Origin of the sequence: Streptomyces alanosinicus (assembly GCF_014650595.1) — a bacterium.
GTDB classification, from domain to species: Bacteria; Actinomycetota; Actinomycetes; order Streptomycetales; family Streptomycetaceae; genus Streptomyces; species Streptomyces alanosinicus.
This window is the reverse complement of record NZ_BMVG01000006.1, coordinates 12,431-27,954: the sequence shown is the minus strand read 5'-3', so window position 1 is coordinate 27,954 and position 15,524 is coordinate 12,431. Positions and strand designations below refer to the sequence as shown.

Here is a 15,524-nt window from a genome sequence, read left to right as displayed (position 1 = left end):
CGGCCACTCTATCCGGTTTACAACGGGCGTTGTATTTTTTACAACGACCGTTGTACCTTGCTGTGCGGAAGGCCGCGAAGGGCGGCCGGCCCACCGGGAGAAGCCGGAAGAAGCCGGAAGAGTCCGGCAGAAGGGGGGACACCTGTGTCTGTCACCAGCAACGAAGCCGTGTCCGTGTCCATGTCCATGCCCATGTCCGTGTCGGTGTCCGACGAGGCGCCGCTGCGCGTCGCCGTCCTCGTCGGCAGCGTCCGCGAGGGCCGGCTGGGCCCGGCCGTCACCGAGTGGTTCCTCGGTGCCGCCGCCGGCGACGCCGGTCTCGACCTCGACGTCATCGACCTTGCCGGGATCGACCTCCCGATGGCGCTGCCCTCCTTCGGCGGCACGCCGAGCCCCGGGGCCGTCGCCGCGCTGCGCGACATCTCGCCGCGGCTGGCCGACGCCGACGCGTTCGTCGTCGTCACGCCCGAGTACAACCACAGCTTCCCGGCGTCCCTGAAGAACTTCATCGACTGGCACCACGCCCAGTGGCAGGCCAAGCCGGTGGGCTTCGTCTCCTACGGCGGCCTCGGCGGCGGGCTGCGCGCGGTCGAGCAGCTCCGGCTGGTCTTCGCCGAACTGCACGCCATGACCGTGCGCGACTCGGTCAGCCTGCACGGCCCCTGGTCCGGCCTCGGCGAGGACGGCACCCCGCGGGACACGGCCGTGTGCACCGGCGCCCTCAAGGGCATGTTGGGCCAACTCACCTGGTGGGGCCGGGCGTTGCGCTCCGCGCGGGCCGAGCGCCCGTACGAGGGCTGAGGGCGGGGAGGGGGAGGAGAGGTGGGGGAGATGCGTACGACCGCGTCCGCCGCGACACCGGCCCGACCGGCAGCGGACCTGGATCACCCAGCGGACCTGGATCACTCAGCGAACCCGGATATCTCAGCGAACCCGGACAGCCCAGCGAACCCGGACAACCCAGCGAACCCGGATATCCGATCGAACCCGGAGAACCCGGAGAACCCGGCGACCCCGGAGACTTCGTCCACGGTCCTGAACCGCACCCTGGCCGTCACCGTCATCGGCGCGGTGATGGCGATGCTGGACATGACGATCGTCAACGTCGCGATGCGCCGGCTCTCGCAGTCCTTCGGCGCCTCGCTGGAGACCATCCAGTGGACCGCCACCGCGTACACGCTCGCGCTGGCCGCCGTCATCCCGACCGCCGCCTGGGTCATGGCCCGGCTCGGCGCCAAGCGCGCCTATCTGACCGCGCTCACGCTCTTCACCCTCGGCTCGCTGCTCGCCGCCTGCGCCTGGGACGCGGGCAGCCTCATCGCCTTCCGGGCGGTGCAGGGACTCGGCGGCGGACTGCTGCAGCCGGTCGGCATGACGATGGTGATGGGCGCCGCCGGCCGTGACCGGCTCGGCCGCGCCATGGCCGTGGCCGGCCTGCCCGTCCTGGTCGGTCCGGTGGCCGGTCCTGTGCTCGGCGGCTGGCTCGTCGACGCCGTCTCCTGGCACTGGATCTTCCTGGTCAACGTGCCCGTCGGCGCCCTGGCCCTGACGCTCGGACTACGGCTGCTGCCGGCTCACGCGCCGACGACCGGCACCGGGCGGACCGCCGCCCGGCTGGACCTCCCCGGCCTGCTGATGCTCTCGCCCGGCCTCGCCCTGCTGCTGTTCGGCCTGGCCCGGGGCGGCGAGCGCGGCGACTTCACCGCGCCCGGTGCGCTGGTGCCGACGCTCGCCGGCGTGGCCCTCGCGGCGGGCTTCGTACGCCGCGCGCTCACCGCGTCCGCACCGCTGCTGGACCTGCGGCTGCTGCGTGACCGTACCTTCGCCGCCGCCGTCGGCACCCTCGCCCTGTTCACCAGCGGCTACTTCGGCGCGATGCTGCTCGGCCCGCTGTACTGGCAGCAGGAGCGGGGGCTGAGCGCCACGGCGGCCGGTCTGCTGGGCGCGCCGACGGGCCTGGTCGTCGGTACGACCATGCAGATCGCGGCGCGGCGGATCGACAAGGTGGCGCCACGCCGGCTGATCCCGGCCGGGATCGCGGTGGCCGCCCTCGGGATGGCGTTGCTGGCCTGGCAGGCCGGGGTGCCCGGGGTCGCGTCCTGGCGGATGGTCGTATCGGCCATGGTGCTGGGTGTCGGCGCCGGCACGGCGCTGATGCCGACGATGACCACCGCGAGCCGGGAACTGCCAGCGCCGCAACTGGCCGCGGCGAGTACCGCGCTGAGCATCAACTCCCAGCTGGGGGCGTCCGTCGGGACGGCCGTGCTGTCGGTGGTGCTGGGCCAGGCGGGCCTGACCCCGGCCGGCTTCCGGACCGCGTACGCCGTCGCGGCGGCCCTGCTGGCCCTGGCGGTGCTGCCGTCGCTGCGGCTGCCGGGCCGCCGCCCCCCGGGCTGACCGGCGGCCCGCGTGCGTCAGCCCGCGCGCATCAGCCCGCGTGCGTCAGCCCGCGTGCGTCAGCCCGCGTGCGTCAGCCCGCGTTCAGCTCCGTCAGTTCGGCGAGCGGCAGGGTGTGCCGGGTCTGCAGGACCTTCGCCCGCAGATAGCGCACGTTGTGCGCCGTGGTGAAGACACCGGTCGGCACCCGGTCCCGTACGACGACGCCCAGCTCGCGCAACTGCTCCGCCTTGTCGGGGTTGTTGGACAGCAGGTCCAGCTCCCCGATGCCGAGGGCGGTGAGCATCTGCGCGGCGGCCGTGTAGTCGCGGCCGTCCTCCGGCAGGCCGAGCGCGGCGTTCGCCTCGTAGGTGTCGAGACCCTGGTCCTGCAGGGCGTAGGCGTCGAGCTTGTTGTACAGGCCGATGCCGCGGCCCTCCTGGCGGAGGTAGAGCAGCACGCCCCCGCGCTCGGCGATGCGCTCGACCGCCTCGCGCAGCTGGGGACCGCAGTCGCAGCGGGCCGAGCCGAAGACATCGCCGGTCAGGCACTCGGAGTGCAGGCGCACCAGAGGGACGGCGTCCGGGGCCGGGTCGCCGAGGACGACGGCGACGTGCTCCTGGCCGTCGGCCAGGCCGTGGAAGGTGACGAGTTCGGCGTCGACGCTGTAGCCGTCGTGGAAGCGCAGCGGTACCCGGACGCGGGCGCGCGGCGTGGCGGCGGGGGTGTCGGGCATGCGGGTCCCTCCAGGAGCGGCGGCTGCTTCAGATTTGAAGCAGCGATGACAGGAGGTGACCCTACCCCATGTTTCAAACTTAAAGCAATTGTTTTCCGGGTGCCGGGTGTGGCTCAGGAGCCGGAACAGGACGACCGGCGCCGCCAGGGGACGTCGTCCGTCCCGGGCTCGGCGCCGTCACCCTGCAGCCCCCGCACGACCCCCGTGAAGATCTCCTCCATCTGCCGCACCTGCTCCGGCGCGAGCCGGTCGAACAGGGTGGCGCGCACCGTCTCCACATGCCCGGGTGCCGAACGCTCCAGCACCTCCGTGCCCTCGTCCGTCAGTACGGCGATACTGCTGCGCTTGTCCCAGGCGCAGTCCTCCCGGCGCACCAGCCCGTCCCGCTCCAGGCGGGTCACCGCATACGTCAGCCGACTGCGCGTGATCTTCAGCGTCTCCGCGAGATCGGTCATGCGCAGCCGCCGCTCGGGCGCCTCGGAGAGATTGGCCAGCACGGAGTAGAACAGGTGCGGCATGCCGGCGTCCTGCTGGAGCTGTCGGTCGATCGCGTCCTCCAGGAGGTGCGTCGCGGCGAGATACGCGCGCCAGGCGCGCTGCTCCTCGGGGGTGAGCCAGCGGGTCGTCATACCGCCAGTGTAGGTTTGTTTAAAACTTGAACCAAGAGTGACGCAGACTTCGCATACTTCCCAGGGAGAGCGCGCCGATGTCTTACCCGTACGTGCTGCTGTCCGCCGCCGTCTCCCTCGACGGTTATCTGGACGACACAGGCCCCGAACGGCTTCTGCTGTCCAGCCCAGCCGACTTCGACCGGGTCGACGCGGTACGGGCCTCCGCCGACGCCATCCTGATCGGCGCCGGCACCATCCGCGCCGACAACCCGCGGCTGCTGGTCAACTCCGCCGAGCGCCGAGCGGCCCGGGTCCAGGAGGGCCGGCCCGCGTACCCGCTGAAGGTGACCGTCACCGCCACCGGCGACCTCGACCCCGCCGCCAACTTCTGGCACGCCGGCGGCGACAAGCTCGTCTACACCACCGACCGGGGCGCCGAGCAGGCCGCCCGTCGCCTCGGCACCGCCGCCGACATCGTCCCGCTGGGCCCCGGCCTCGACTGGCGGGCCCTGCTGTCCCACCTGCGGGACGTGCGCGGGGTGCGCCGGCTGATGGTCGAGGGCGGCGGCACGGTCCACACCCAGCTGCTCCAGCAGGGGCTCGCCGACGAGCTGCAGCTGGTCCTCGCCCCGCTGTTCGTCGGCGATCCGGCCGCGCCCCGCCTGTTCGGTCCGGGCGGCTATCAGGGCGGCCGGCTGCGCCTGGCCGAGACCCGCCGGATCGAGGACGTGGTCCTCATGCGCTACGAGCCCACGGCCCCCGGCACCGGGCGTGTCCCCGCCGCCGCCGACCGGCACTGGCTGCGCACCGCATGCGAGCTGGCCGCGCTGTGCCCGCCGTCGCCCACGGCGTTCAGTGTGGGGGCGGTGGTGGTCGCCGCCGACGGCACCGAGCTGGCCCGCGGCCACTCCCGGGAGGGCGAGGACCCTGTGGTCCACGCGGAGGAGGCCGCGCTCGCGAAGATCGACCCGGCGGATCCGCGGCTGGCCGCCGCCACGGTCTACAGCAGCCTGGAGCCGTGCGCCCGTCGGGCCTCCCGCCCCGTGCCGTGCGCCGAGCTGATCCTGCGGGCGGGGGTACGGCGGGTGGTCACGGCGTGGCAGGAGCCGGACACGTTCGTGGCGGGGGCCGACGGCACGGGAATTCTGGCGAAGGGGGGCGCCGAGGTGGTCGTACTGCCGGAGTGCGAGGAGCAGGCCAAGGCGCCGAACCGGCATCTGGTGGGGTGAATCCACCCGGACAACACTCAGGGCCCGGAAACCATTGGCTTCCGGGCCCTGAGTCTTCAGTAGCGGGGACAGGATTTGAACCTGCGACCTCTGGGTTATGAGCCCAGCGAGCTACCGAGCTGCTCCACCCCGCGTCGTTGTGTTCACTACTGTACTCCATGCGCGGGACTTCTTGCACATCGGTTAACCGTGAGGTGCGGGCCGGTGTCATCCGCTCGGGTCAATGGGGCGCCATCGGCATGGGCGACCTCACCGACAGTGACCGGACGACCGCCCTCCGCATCACATCTGAGTCACCATCAAACGACTCGACGCTACTGTACGACGGTCAACTCGCCCGGTTTGCTGCGCTCCTGACCGGTAAGTCCGGGGCGGAAAACGTTAATGATCAAGTGGAACGGCTTGGAAACTCACTCACGGGTCTATTAACGTTCGATAACGCAGCGCGGTCGTCCCAGCCGTCACCCGAGGCGGCTCCGTGCGCACGCGCCGAATCCCGCGAGGGAACCGGGGAACCACCACCTTGGGGTGAATCGCGCACATATCGTCGTGAACTCGCGGAGTCCACGCCCGGTATACGCGCGTAGGAGACCTTCCTGCTCCGAACCCGTCAGCTAACCCGGTAGGCGGAGGAAGGAAAGGAGCACGCCCGAGTGGCGTCCAACCCGCCTGCCCCAGAAGCCCCGTTCGCCCCCGCGGGGACCGATCCCGAGACCTTCGCCTATGGCGCCTATGGCACCGATGAAGGCCCCTGGGAGGAGTGGAACCCCACCGAGGAGTCCCTCCCCCCGGTCCGTGGCCGACACCGCGTCGCCAAGCAGCGCAACGGATTCAAGCGCAGCTCCACCGTCCTCGGCGTCGGCGTGATGGCCGCGGTCGGCGCGGGCGGCATGGCCAGCGCCAACACCGGCAAGCCGCCGGTCTCCATATCGCTGCCGGACTCCGTGACCCACTTCTTCGGGGAGGGTTCCCCGGACGCGCCCAAGACCACCGCCACCGGGCTCAGCAAGGTCGGTGTGACCTCCGAGAGCGCCGACAGCGGTGACGCCGGCGAGGCCCTGCGCAACCGGATCATGGCCCAGGCCGACCAGCAGCAGAGCAAGGCCGACAGCAAGGCCACCGCCGCCGCGCTCGCCGCCGCCGAGAAGCAGACCTCCGACGCGGCCGCCAAGGCGGAGAAGGACGCCGCCGCCAAGGCCGCCGCCGCCCAGCAGAAGGCGGAGGCCGACGCCAAGAAGGCGGCCGAGGCCAAGCGGCTGGCCGAGCTGGCCAAGCAGTACCAGCTGCCCGTCGTCTCGTACACGATCACCGGCACCTTCGGTCAGCCCGGCGCGATGTGGTCCTCCGGCTACCACACGGGCCTCGACTTCGCCGCCCCCACCGGCACCCTCATCAAGGCCGTCCACAGCGGCACGGTCACCGAGGCGGGCTGGGCCGGCGCCTATGGCTACCGCACCGTCGTGACCCTGGACGACGGCACCGAGCTGTGGTTCTGCCACCAGTCCTCGATCAATGTCTCGGTCGGCCAGAAGGTCTCCACCGGCGAGGTCATCGGCCGCGTCGGGGCCACCGGCAACGTCACCGGCCCGCACCTCCACCTGGAGGTCCACCCGGACGGACAGGCCACCGCCATCGACCCGGCCCCGTGGCTGCGGGACAAGGGCCTCAACCCCTGACCCCGACCCCTGCCTCTGACTCCTGACATCCGGGTGAACTCGGCGCCGGCGGCGGAATCGATCATCCACCGCCGGCGTTGACGTACGACATGACCTCTCTGCGCACACTCGGCTCCTCCGACCTCCAGGTCTTCCCGCTCTCCCTCGGCGGCAACGTCTTCGGCTGGACCGCCGACGAGGAGACCTCCTTCGCCGTGCTCGACGCCTACGCGGCCGCCGGCGGCAACTTCGTCGACACCGCCGACTCCTACACGGCGTGGATCGAGGGCAACCAGGGCGGCGAGTCCGAGACGATCATCGGCAAGTGGGTCAGGGCCCGCGGCAACCGCGACGATGTCGTCATCGCCACCAAGGTCAGCCAGCACCCCGAGTACCAGGGCCTGTCCGCCGCCAACATCAAGGCCGCCGCCGACGCCTCCCTGCGCCGCCTGGACACCGACCACATCGATCTCTACTACACCCACTTCGACCAGCCCGAGGTGCCGGTCGAGGAGATCATCGGCGCCCTCGACGAGCTGGTGAAGGCGGGCAAGGTCCGGCACATCGCCGCCTCCAACATCAGCCCCGAGCGGCTCAAGGCCTCCCTCGACTTCTCCGACCGTGAGGGCCTGGCCCGCTACGTCGCCCTCCAGCCGCACTACAACCTGGTCTCCCGCGACACCTACGAGGGCCCGCTGCAGGACCTGGCCGCCGAGGAGGGCCTGTCCGCGGTTCCCTACTTCTCGCTCGCCGCGGGCTTCCTCACCGGCAAGTACCGCCCCGGCACCACGGTCGACAGCGCCCGCGCCGGCCGCGCCCAGGGCTACGCGGACTCCGAGCGCGGCCAGAAGGTCCTCGCGGCCCTGGACGAGATCGCCGCCGCGCACGACGCCCCTGTCGCCACGGTCGCCCTCGCCTGGCTCGCCGCCCAGCCGACGATCACCGCGCCGATCGCCTCGGCCCGCACGGTCGAGCAGCTCCCGGCGCTGCTGGCGGCGGCGGACCTGAAGCTGACGGACAAGGAAGTGGCGAGCCTGACGGAGGCGTCGGCCTAGCCCGCCGGTCTGCCGGTCCGACGGTCTGTCGATTTCACGGTCTGCCGGTCCGTCGGTTTCCCGGTCCGCCGGTCCGCCGGTTCCGTTACGACCGATACGGGTTGTACGCGGAGTAGGGCGCCGCCGGATAGCCGTACCCCGGCCACGCCGTCGCCACCGGTGCCTGCTGCACCGGCCAGACCGGCGCGGCCACCCGCGCCGCGTACTCCAGGGCGGGCCGGGCCGCGTCCCGCCCCTTCCACAGCTGATCCAGCAGCTCCCGCTCCCGTACGACGAAGTCGGCCCCGGCCTTCCCCTGGCGCCCCCGGTGCCGCAGAAACGCGAGCGAGGTGGCGCAGGCCTCGTACTGCGCCACCGCTCGCGCCGCCGGCCGGCCATGGTGGTGCCGGGCGTAGTCACGGGCCGTTCGCCGCGCCGCCATCGAGCCCAGCGCGAACGGCTCGGCCGGCCCCAGCCACCCGGCCAGCACATACGCCGGCAGCTCCTCCCGCACGGTCCGCAGCTCTCGTTGCCGCGTCCAGATCGCGAGCCAGGTCAGGAGCCCGAAGGCGGGCATCATGAAGGCGCCGTACACGGCGAAGAACCCGAACTCGCCGAAGGTGGAGGAGCCGTTCCAGAAGGCGTGCATGCTCATCGCGAGCAGCAGACCGCAGACCGGCGGCAGCGCCCGCCGCAGGCGCTGCCGCTCGGCGGAGAGCGCGGCGGTGCCGAAGCCGAGCCCGGTGAGGGTGGTGAACAGAGGGTGCGCGAACGGCGACATCACGATGCGTACGAAGAAGGTGGCGGCGGTGACGGAGGCGATGCCACGGCCGCCGGTGAGCTGGTCGGTCCCGAAGGCCGTACCCAGATAGAGGATGTTCTCGGTGAAGGCGAACCCGGTGGCGGTGATCCCCGCTATCACCACGCCGTCCACGATCCCGGTGAAGTCACGCCGGCGGAAGAGAAAGACCAGCAGGACCGCCGCGGCCTTGGCGGACTCCTCCACGACGGGCGCTATCACGGTGGCGCCGAGGGTGTTCGCACTGGCCGGATCGGCGGTGGCGGTCGCTATCCACTTGGTCGCGAAGCTGTTGGCGACGATGGCTATCAGCGCCGCCGCGCACGCCCCCCAGGCGAAGGCGAAGACCAGGTTCCGCCAGGGGCCCGGCGCCACCCGGTCCAGCCAGCGGAACGCGGCTATGAGCCATGGCACGGGCAGCATGGCCAGCGCGATCCCGACGAGAAAGCCCTCGGTGCCGGTCTGCCTGCGCACCAGCGCGAGGATGACCAGCCCGGACAGCGCCAGCAGGGTGATCAGTGCCCCGTACCGCACCCACGTGCGCTGCCACCAGTGCGGATGGCGGAGCACCAGGCCCTCGGGGCCCGGGGGATACGTCGGAAACGGAGGACTGGTGGCCACGGCATCGACCCTAACGGTGACGGGACGAGGGGCTGGAGCGGTTTACCGGCCCTGGTGCGGTACGCGACGGAACAGCAGATCGTTCACCACATGTCCCTTGTCCAGTCCCTGACCCTCGAAACGGGTCAGCGGCCGGTACTGCGGGCGCGGTGCGAAACCGCCGTCCTCCTGCGTGTTCTCGAAGTCGGGGTGCGCGCCGAGCACCTCCAGCATCTGCTCGGCGTACGGCTCCCAGTCGGTCGCGCAGTGCACGAGCGCACCGGGCTTCAGCCGGGTCGCGGCGAGCGTCAGGAACTCGGGCTGGATGAGCCGCCGCTTGTGATGCCGCTTCTTGGGCCAGGGGTCCGGGAAGTACACGCGCAGCCCGTCGAGCGAGTCGGGGGCGAGCATCTCCCTGAGCAGGATGATCGCGTCGCCGTTGGCCACCCGGATGTTGGCCAGGCCGTTGCGGTCGGCGAGGCTCAGCAGATTGCCCTGCCCCGGGGTGTGCACATCGGCGGCGAGGACATTGGTGTCCGGGTCGGCGGCGGCCATCTGCGCGGTCGCCTCGCCCATCCCGAACCCGATCTCCAGCACGACGGGCCGGTCGTTGCCGAACAGCTCGCCGAGGTCGATGATCCCCCGGCCGTCGATGTCGAGCCCCCACTGGGGCCACAGCCGCTGCAGGGCGTCCGCCTGCCCGGCGGTCACCCGGCTGCGCCGGGGCTGGAAGCTCCGGATCCGCCGCTCGAAGTGCGACCCGGCGGGATCGGCCTTCGGCCCGTCCGGAAACCGCGGCTCCCCCTTGGCCCGGGTATGCCGGACGGAGACACCGGGGGCGTGGGAGGCCGGCGTGGGGGCTGCGGGGGCGTTGAGGAAGTCAGACACAGTAGAACCGATTTTACGGCGCTCGCCGGGTACTGCCGGGTACTACAGCGAGCCGAGCATGGACAGCACCCGACGCCCGACTTCTCTGCCGATCGGCAGGGAGGCCGTGGCGGCCGGCGAGGGCGCGTTGAGGACATGCACCGCGCGGCTCCCCTCCCGGATGAGGAAGTCGTCCACCAGCGTCCCGTCCCGCAGCACCGCCTGTGCCCGCACCCCGGCCGGGGCCCGCACCAGGTCCGCCTCCTCCACCGCGGGCAGCAGCCGCCGCACGGCCTGAAGGAAGGCTCCCTTCGACAGCGAGCGGTGCAGCTCCCCCGCCCCGTATCTCCAGTGCCGCCGGGCGATCGCCCAGGACCCCGGCCAGGCCACGGTCCCGGCCAGCTCACGGGGGTGTACGACCCCCCAGCCGTACCCCTCGCGGGCCAGGGCCGGCACCGCGTTGGGGCCGATATGCACACCGCCGTCGATGCCCCGGGTCAGATGGACCCCGAGGAACGGGAACGCCGGGTCCGGCACCGGGTACACCAGCCCCCGCACCAGGTCGGGCCGCGCCAGCTCGTAGTACTCGCCGCGGAACGGCACGATCCGTACCTCGGGCTCATCGCCGGTCAGCCGCGCCACCTCGTCGCAGTACAGCCCGGCGCAGTTGACCAGCACCCGGCCGCGCACCACGTCCCCGCCCGAGGTCAGCACCGCCACGCCCCGGTCGGAGCGCCGGTCGACGCGCACGACCCGGGCGCCGTAACGGATCTCGGCCCCCGAGGCCCGGGCGAGCTGCCGGGCGACTCCCACGAAGTCGCACACCCCGGTCGTCCCGACGTGTATCGCGGCGAGCCCGCGCACCTCCGGTTCGTACTCGCCGATCTGCGTGGCGCCCAGCTCCCGCACCGGGATGCCGTTCTCCCGGCCGCGCTGCACGAGCGCGTGCAGGCGCGGCAGCTCCTCCCGCTCCGTGGCGACGATCAGCTTGCCGGTGACGGCGTGCGCGATGCCGTACTCGGCGCAGAACTTCACCATCTCGGCGGCGCCCCGCACGGCATACCGCGCCTTGAGCGAGCCCGGCCGGTAGTAGATCCCGCTGTGGATGACCCCGCTGTTGCGCCCTGTCTGGTGGCGGGCCGGGCCCGGCTCCTTCTCCAGCACGGTGACCCGGGTGCCCGGCGCGGCCCGCGTGATCGCATACGCGGTGGACAGCCCGACGATCCCCCCACCGACCACGAGCACATCACAGTCGTACGCCTCGACCGGCACCTGCACCACCTCCCACTTCGATAGTGCACTGCGCCACTGACAACGCCTTCAAACGCGGGCGGTGCGGGTTATCAGGCCGTGGTCATCAACAGCGGCCGGGCCCGCTCCCGCAGCTCCGCCACCCGCGGCTCGTCCCCGTACGGCTCCAGCCGGTGCAGCAGATCCTTCACATACTCCGTGGTCCGGGCCGAAGAGATCCGCCCGGCCACTTCCACGGCCCGCCGGCCCTGCTCGCACGCGGCGTCCAGGTTCCCGGACTCCAGCTCGGCCACGGCCGACACCACCAGCCGCAGTCCGTGCGAGCGCACGAACTCCTCCGTCGGCTTCGACAGCGCCTGCTCGGTGAACCGTCGCACCTGCCGGGGAGCCTTCAGATCCCGATAGCACTCCGCCGCATCAGCGGCAAACCGGTCATAGCCATAAAAACCAAGCCAAGAAGGATCGTTGTCGCCCTCCCGGGATCGTTCGAGCCACCCCTCGGCGGCCTTCAGGGCCGCACCCGCCGCCTGTGCGTCTCCCGCACGCGCGTGTGCCCGTGCTTCCACCAGCCGGAAGAAGCTCATCGTGCGCGCGGTCGCCAGGCCCCGGTTCCGCTCCAGCGCCGCCTGCGCCAGATCGACCCCTTCGTCGCCGAAGCCGCGATAGGTCGCCTGGAGCGACATGGAGGCGAGCACATAGCCGCCGAGCGGTACGTCCGCCGCCGCGCGCGCGAGCCGCAGCGCCTGGATGTAGTACCGCTGCGCCGCCTCCTGCTGGCCGGTGTCGAAGGCCATCCACCCGGCGAGCCGGGTGAGTTCGGCGGAGGCGCCGAAGAGCGCCCGGCCCACCTCGTCGGAGTAGGCCCCGAGCAGCAGTGGCGCCGCCTCGACCCGCAGACACTCCGGCACCATCGACGAACGCCAGTCCCCGCCGCCGTACTTGGAGTCCCAGCGCCGGGCGTCCTCGGCGGCCTCCCGCAGCTTCTGCACATCGCTGTGGCCGACTTTGATCGGTGCGCCGGTGCCCTCGGCGGAGCCCGCCTCCCGCGCGACCGAGCTGTCGGCGGGGGTTATCAGCCATCGTGAGGCAGGCGTTGCGTATGCGCTCACTGCGAACGATCCGGCGAGCGACTGCCAGATGCCGCCGGAGCCGGCCCGGCGGCCGGCGAGGTCGAGACGGTACAGCTCGGTCGCCGACTTCACCGCCTGTCCGACGTCTCTGGGGAAGGCGAGACCCACTTCGGGGGCGGGATCCGCGTCCGCCAGGCCGATCTCGTGGAGCGGCACCGGGCGGCCGAGCTTCTGTCCGATGGCGGCCGCGATGAGGTGCGGCGCCGCGCCCTGCGGCACCATCCCCTTCGACACCCAGCGCGCCACGGAGGTCTTGTCGTAGCGAAGAGTCAACCCGCGTTGGGCGCCAAGGTCGTTGACGCGTCGTGCGAGTCCTGCGTTGCTGATTCCCGCGAGGGCGAGAACGGCGCCGAGCTTTTCGTTCGGCCCGCGTTGCTCCCTGGACATGCGCCACCCCTCGACACAGACGGCTGCCGCGCTGGCATAACCACGCGGCATTCGTAAACCCAGCGTAGTTCGCCGCATCCCAAGCGTTAAGGGGCATTGTTCCGGATGGCGGGATTGTGGTCCGTACGGAAGTGCGGTCATGTACGCACCGTGCACGGCCTGTCGCCGCGTGCCCCCGCACGTGTGGCCGTGCGCCTGTCCGTGCGCTCTTCTCCGGCCATCGGGGGAGCGGTTCCATGGCTCTTGCGTGGGTCGGCCCGCTGTACTGGATCCAGTGGGCTGGGGGACACCGCCACCTTCATCCCCGCGGGTGGCGGACCGGTCCGGGAGGCGCTGCCCGCCTCCCGGACTGTGCGCGTGTCTGCGCCACCGCGTTCGCCGAAGGCCTGTACGGAGCGTGCTCAAATCCCGGACGCCGCCATATGTTTGGCCGAAAATAGACCCTGCTCGCCGGGGTTGGATTCCGCTCCGACCACGCAACTTGAGGGCGTGAAGGGCGTTTTGAGGGAGCGCACAGGGGGCGCATTCGCGTCGTACTCCTCATGAACATCCGGCGGCCGGCGCCCGTCCCGCCCGCCGACTCCCCTGGCGGCCCCGGGCGTTCGCCGTGAGCTTCCCTCGATCCGAGCCGGTGCCGTCGCCCCTCCACGCCGCGCCTTTCATGGCAGCATGAGGAGCCGGTTCGTACGGTGCACTGTTGTCCACAGCCTGTGGAGGCGTCGATGCGGTGGTTGGTGGGTTGGAGCAGCACCGCCGCGGGCGCCGCCCGGATCGGCTCCGCGGGTGCCACCGGTTACGACGGCGAGACCCTGCATCCGGTCGGCTCCCAACTCCTGTGGGGAGACCCGGATCCGCTGTGGGCCGTCGGCGACTGGCGCCCGGACGAGATCCGCGTGGTGCGGGCCGACGCGGACAACCGCATCGCCGTCCTCGGCATCTGCGGCGCCTCCGACGAGGAGCTGCGGCGCGGACTGTTCACCGCGCGCGGGGGCGCACTGCGCCATCTGACGACCTGGCCGGGCAGTTACACCGCCGTCGTCCAGGTCGGCCGCCGCATCACCGTCTGCGGCGATCTCGCGGGCGCCCGCCCGGTGTTCCACACCCCCTGGGCGGGCGGCACGGCCTACGCCACCGCCGCGCTGCCCCTCGCCGACCTCATCGAGGCCAACCTCGACTTCGGTCACCTGGCCGCCCTGCTCGCCGCCCCGGACGTGCCGGCCGCGCTGCGCGACACCACCCCGTACGACGGCGTGCGGCGCGTTCCGCCGGGGCACGCGCTTGTGCTGCGCGCCGGGGCGCGCGAGATCGCCGGGTACGAACCGGTCGCGTCCCTCGCCGTGGCCGCGCCCCCGGCCGAGCCCGACCGCGCCGTCGACGCCGTACGCGACGCCCTGGTGGAGGCGGTCCGCACCCGGCTGTCCGCACCCCGCCATGTGCCCGACCTCGACCCCGGCCCGGTACCCGGCATGGGCCCGGCCGAGCGGCGGGCCCGGCGCGGGATGCCCGTGCCCGGCATCGGCGCAGACCTCTCCGGCGGCCCCGCCTCCGGCACCCTCGCGCTGCTGGCCGCCGGGCTGCCCGGCAGACCCGGCACCCTGCTCGGGCACGGCACGGGCGCGGGCGAACGGCTCCTCGCGGTCACCTTCAACGACCTGGCCGTAGGCGGCCGCGAGGCCGAGGTCGAACGCGCCGGAGCCCTGGCCGCGGGCCCGCGCCTGCACCACGTGGTGGTCACCGGCGCCGAGGAGACCCTGCCGTACGCCGAGCTCGACGGCCCCCTCACCGACGAACCCGGACCCTCCCTGGTCACCGCCGCCCGGCACCGCGCCCGGCTCGCCGCCGGCAGCGCCGACCACTTCACCGGCCACGGCGCCCGCCAGGTCCTGGACGCCCACCCCGCCCGCCTCGCCGACCTCCTCATGGACCGCAAACGGCGCCATCTGGTCCGCCCGGTCGCGGCGCTCGCCAAGGCCGACGGATCGGTGCTGGTCCCGGCGCGCGTGTACGGCGCCGCCCGCCGGCTCGCCCGCACGCCGTACCGGGCCGGTCTGGAGGTGCTGGCCGAGCGGCTGATGCGGCGCCGCTTCGATGAGCCCAAGGGCGCCGTCGGTGCCTCCCTCGCCGCGCTGACCTGGGCGAGACCGGGGCCGGCGGCGCGCTGGCTGACCGGGGAGGCGCTGGCTGAAGTATCGGTTCTTCTCCAGGCGGAGGCAGACCGCTCCGCGACCGGCGTACAGCGTCCCGGCGACTATCGCGCGCGTGCCGCCCTCGCCCGCCACGCCGCCGACCTGCGCGTCCTGGAACAGGCCGCCGAGATCCGCTCCCAGCGCCTGCACGCGCCGTTCCTCGACAACCAGGTCGTCCGCGCCTGCCGTGCCCTCCCGCAGGCCCTGCGCGTCCAGCCCGGCGCCCGTGCCGCCATACTCCGTACGGTCCTGGAGGGCGCCGGCGTCGCCGACCTCCCGCCCGGCTGGGGCGCCCCCTCCCACGCCTCCTCGGCGGCGGCCGCACGCGCGGGTCTGCGCATGGCCGCCGACCCCCTGCTCGACCTCTTCGCCACGCCCCTCCTCGCCGACGCCGGCCTGGTGGAGGCCCGCGTCATCCGCGAGGCCCTGAGCGCGGCCGCCGCCGGCGACCCCGTCCCCCTGGACGGCCTCGCCGACCTCATCTCCCTCGAACTCTGGCTCCACCGCCTCCTCTCCCGCCGCGGCACGTGCTGGACGGGAACCCCGGCACGCGCGCGTGCGGTGCCCTCCGGGATCCAGCCGAGGAAGGGCGCGCTGGCCTCCGGCGCGTGAGCGTCCGCGGGCAGCCGCATGCCGCCGCAGCTGCGGACAGTCGTGCCGCTC

Annotated in this window: 13 protein-coding genes, 1 tRNA gene and 1 riboswitch; of the genes, 6 read left to right on the top strand and 8 right to left on the bottom strand. The window is 72.5% G+C overall.

Annotated features, from left to right (window positions below):
• The first annotated feature begins 192 nt into the window (after positions 1-192).
• Entirely contained in the window at positions 193-801 is a 609-nt protein-coding gene (locus IE277_RS15230; protein ID WP_189953257.1) for an NADPH-dependent FMN reductase, read from the top strand.
• Positions 802-902: 101 nt separating this feature from the next.
• Here IE277_RS15230 and IE277_RS47165 read toward each other — a convergent pair whose 3' ends face one another.
• Complete coding sequence (locus IE277_RS47165; protein ID WP_229881677.1) at positions 903-1,091, bottom strand: hypothetical protein; 189 nt, start codon at positions 1,089-1,091, stop codon at positions 903-905.
• Between IE277_RS47165 and IE277_RS15225 the strand changes: the two genes are divergently transcribed.
• Positions 1,090-2,397, top strand: coding sequence for a DHA2 family efflux MFS transporter permease subunit (locus IE277_RS15225; RefSeq protein ID WP_229881643.1), 1,308 nt, complete (start codon positions 1,090-1,092; stop codon positions 2,395-2,397). The two genes, IE277_RS47165 and IE277_RS15225, sit on opposite strands and share 2 nt — an antisense overlap.
• 73 nt (positions 2,398-2,470) lie before the next feature.
• Here IE277_RS15225 and IE277_RS15220 read toward each other — a convergent pair whose 3' ends face one another.
• Together IE277_RS15220 and IE277_RS15215 are read right to left on the bottom strand one after the other, a co-directional pair.
• Positions 2,471-3,112, bottom strand: a complete 642-nt coding sequence (locus IE277_RS15220; RefSeq protein WP_189952641.1) for a GTP cyclohydrolase II — start codon at positions 3,110-3,112, stop codon at positions 2,471-2,473.
• 113 nt (positions 3,113-3,225) lie between these two features.
• A complete protein-coding gene (locus IE277_RS15215) occupies positions 3,226-3,741 on the bottom strand; it encodes a MarR family winged helix-turn-helix transcriptional regulator (RefSeq protein WP_189952639.1) in 516 nt (171 codons plus the stop codon).
• A 77-nt stretch (positions 3,742-3,818) separates the two neighbouring features.
• Here IE277_RS15215 and IE277_RS15210 point away from each other — a divergent pair, with 77 nt between their 5' ends.
• Complete coding sequence (locus IE277_RS15210; protein WP_189952637.1) at positions 3,819-4,952, top strand: dihydrofolate reductase family protein; 1,134 nt, start codon at positions 3,819-3,821, stop codon at positions 4,950-4,952.
• Between the two features lie 60 nt (positions 4,953-5,012).
• On the opposite strand, the gene IE277_RS15205 is transcribed toward IE277_RS15210, so the two are convergent.
• A tRNA-Met gene (locus tag IE277_RS15205) sits at positions 5,013-5,086 on the bottom strand.
• A 343-nt stretch (positions 5,087-5,429) separates the two neighbouring features.
• A riboswitch (cyclic di-AMP (ydaO/yuaA leader) is annotated at positions 5,430-5,596 on the top strand.
• A 9-nt stretch (positions 5,597-5,605) separates the two neighbouring features.
• Here IE277_RS15205 and IE277_RS15200 point away from each other — a divergent pair.
• Entirely contained in the window at positions 5,606-6,628 is a 1,023-nt protein-coding gene (locus tag IE277_RS15200) for a M23 family metallopeptidase (RefSeq protein WP_189952635.1), read from the top strand.
• A gap of 89 nt (positions 6,629-6,717) precedes the next feature.
• The gene (locus IE277_RS15195; RefSeq protein ID WP_189952633.1) at positions 6,718-7,662 is read left to right on the top strand and encodes an aldo/keto reductase; all 945 of its coding nucleotides are present in this window, start codon (positions 6,718-6,720) and stop codon (positions 7,660-7,662) included.
• Positions 7,663-7,747: 85 nt separating this feature from the next.
• On the opposite strand, the gene IE277_RS15190 is transcribed toward IE277_RS15195, so the two are convergent.
• The 4 genes from IE277_RS15190 to IE277_RS15175 form a co-directional block, all read right to left on the bottom strand.
• Complete coding sequence (locus IE277_RS15190; protein WP_189952631.1) at positions 7,748-9,061, bottom strand: PrsW family intramembrane metalloprotease; 1,314 nt, start codon at positions 9,059-9,061, stop codon at positions 7,748-7,750.
• A 42-nt stretch (positions 9,062-9,103) separates the two neighbouring features.
• On the bottom strand, positions 9,104-9,928 hold the full coding sequence (gene trmB / locus IE277_RS15185; protein WP_189952629.1) for a tRNA (guanosine(46)-N7)-methyltransferase TrmB: 825 nt from the start codon (positions 9,926-9,928) through the stop codon (positions 9,104-9,106).
• 42 nt (positions 9,929-9,970) lie between these two features.
• Positions 9,971-11,188: an L-2-hydroxyglutarate dehydrogenase gene (gene lhgD, locus IE277_RS15180; protein WP_189952627.1), complete on the bottom strand. Its 1,218-nt coding sequence runs from the start codon at positions 11,186-11,188 to the stop codon at positions 9,971-9,973.
• A 62-nt stretch (positions 11,189-11,250) separates the two neighbouring features.
• Positions 11,251-12,675, bottom strand: coding sequence for an NsdA family TPR-like regulatory protein (locus tag IE277_RS15175; RefSeq protein WP_189952624.1), 1,425 nt, complete (start codon positions 12,673-12,675; stop codon positions 11,251-11,253).
• Between the two features lie 722 nt (positions 12,676-13,397).
• Here IE277_RS15175 and IE277_RS15170 point away from each other — a divergent pair.
• On the top strand, positions 13,398-15,473 hold the full coding sequence (locus IE277_RS15170) for an asparagine synthase-related protein (RefSeq protein ID WP_189952622.1): 2,076 nt from the start codon (positions 13,398-13,400) through the stop codon (positions 15,471-15,473).
• Positions 15,474-15,524 lie beyond the last annotated feature (51 nt).

What these genes read in the sequence shown, in the direction of transcription:
- IE277_RS47165 (WP_229881677.1), bottom strand. Translation starts at nt 1,091, where the DNA reads ATGTCCAGCATCGCCATCACCGCGCCGATGACGGTGACGGCCAGGGTG.
- IE277_RS15230 (WP_189953257.1), top strand. Translation starts at nt 193, where the DNA reads ATGTCCGTGTCGGTGTCCGACGAGGCGCCGCTGCGCGTCGCCGTCCTC.
- IE277_RS15195 (WP_189952633.1), top strand. Translation starts at nt 6,718, where the DNA reads ATGACCTCTCTGCGCACACTCGGCTCCTCCGACCTCCAGGTCTTCCCG.
- IE277_RS15220 (WP_189952641.1), bottom strand. Translation starts at nt 3,112, where the DNA reads ATGCCCGACACCCCCGCCGCCACGCCGCGCGCCCGCGTCCGGGTACCG.
- IE277_RS15175 (WP_189952624.1), bottom strand. Translation starts at nt 12,675, where the DNA reads ATGTCCAGGGAGCAACGCGGGCCGAACGAAAAGCTCGGCGCCGTTCTC.
- IE277_RS15210 (WP_189952637.1), top strand. Translation starts at nt 3,819, where the DNA reads ATGTCTTACCCGTACGTGCTGCTGTCCGCCGCCGTCTCCCTCGACGGT.
- IE277_RS15170 (WP_189952622.1), top strand. Translation starts at nt 13,398, where the DNA reads ATGCGGTGGTTGGTGGGTTGGAGCAGCACCGCCGCGGGCGCCGCCCGG.
- IE277_RS15225 (WP_229881643.1), top strand. Translation starts at nt 1,090, where the DNA reads ATGACGATCGTCAACGTCGCGATGCGCCGGCTCTCGCAGTCCTTCGGC.
- IE277_RS15215 (WP_189952639.1), bottom strand. Translation starts at nt 3,741, where the DNA reads ATGACGACCCGCTGGCTCACCCCCGAGGAGCAGCGCGCCTGGCGCGCG.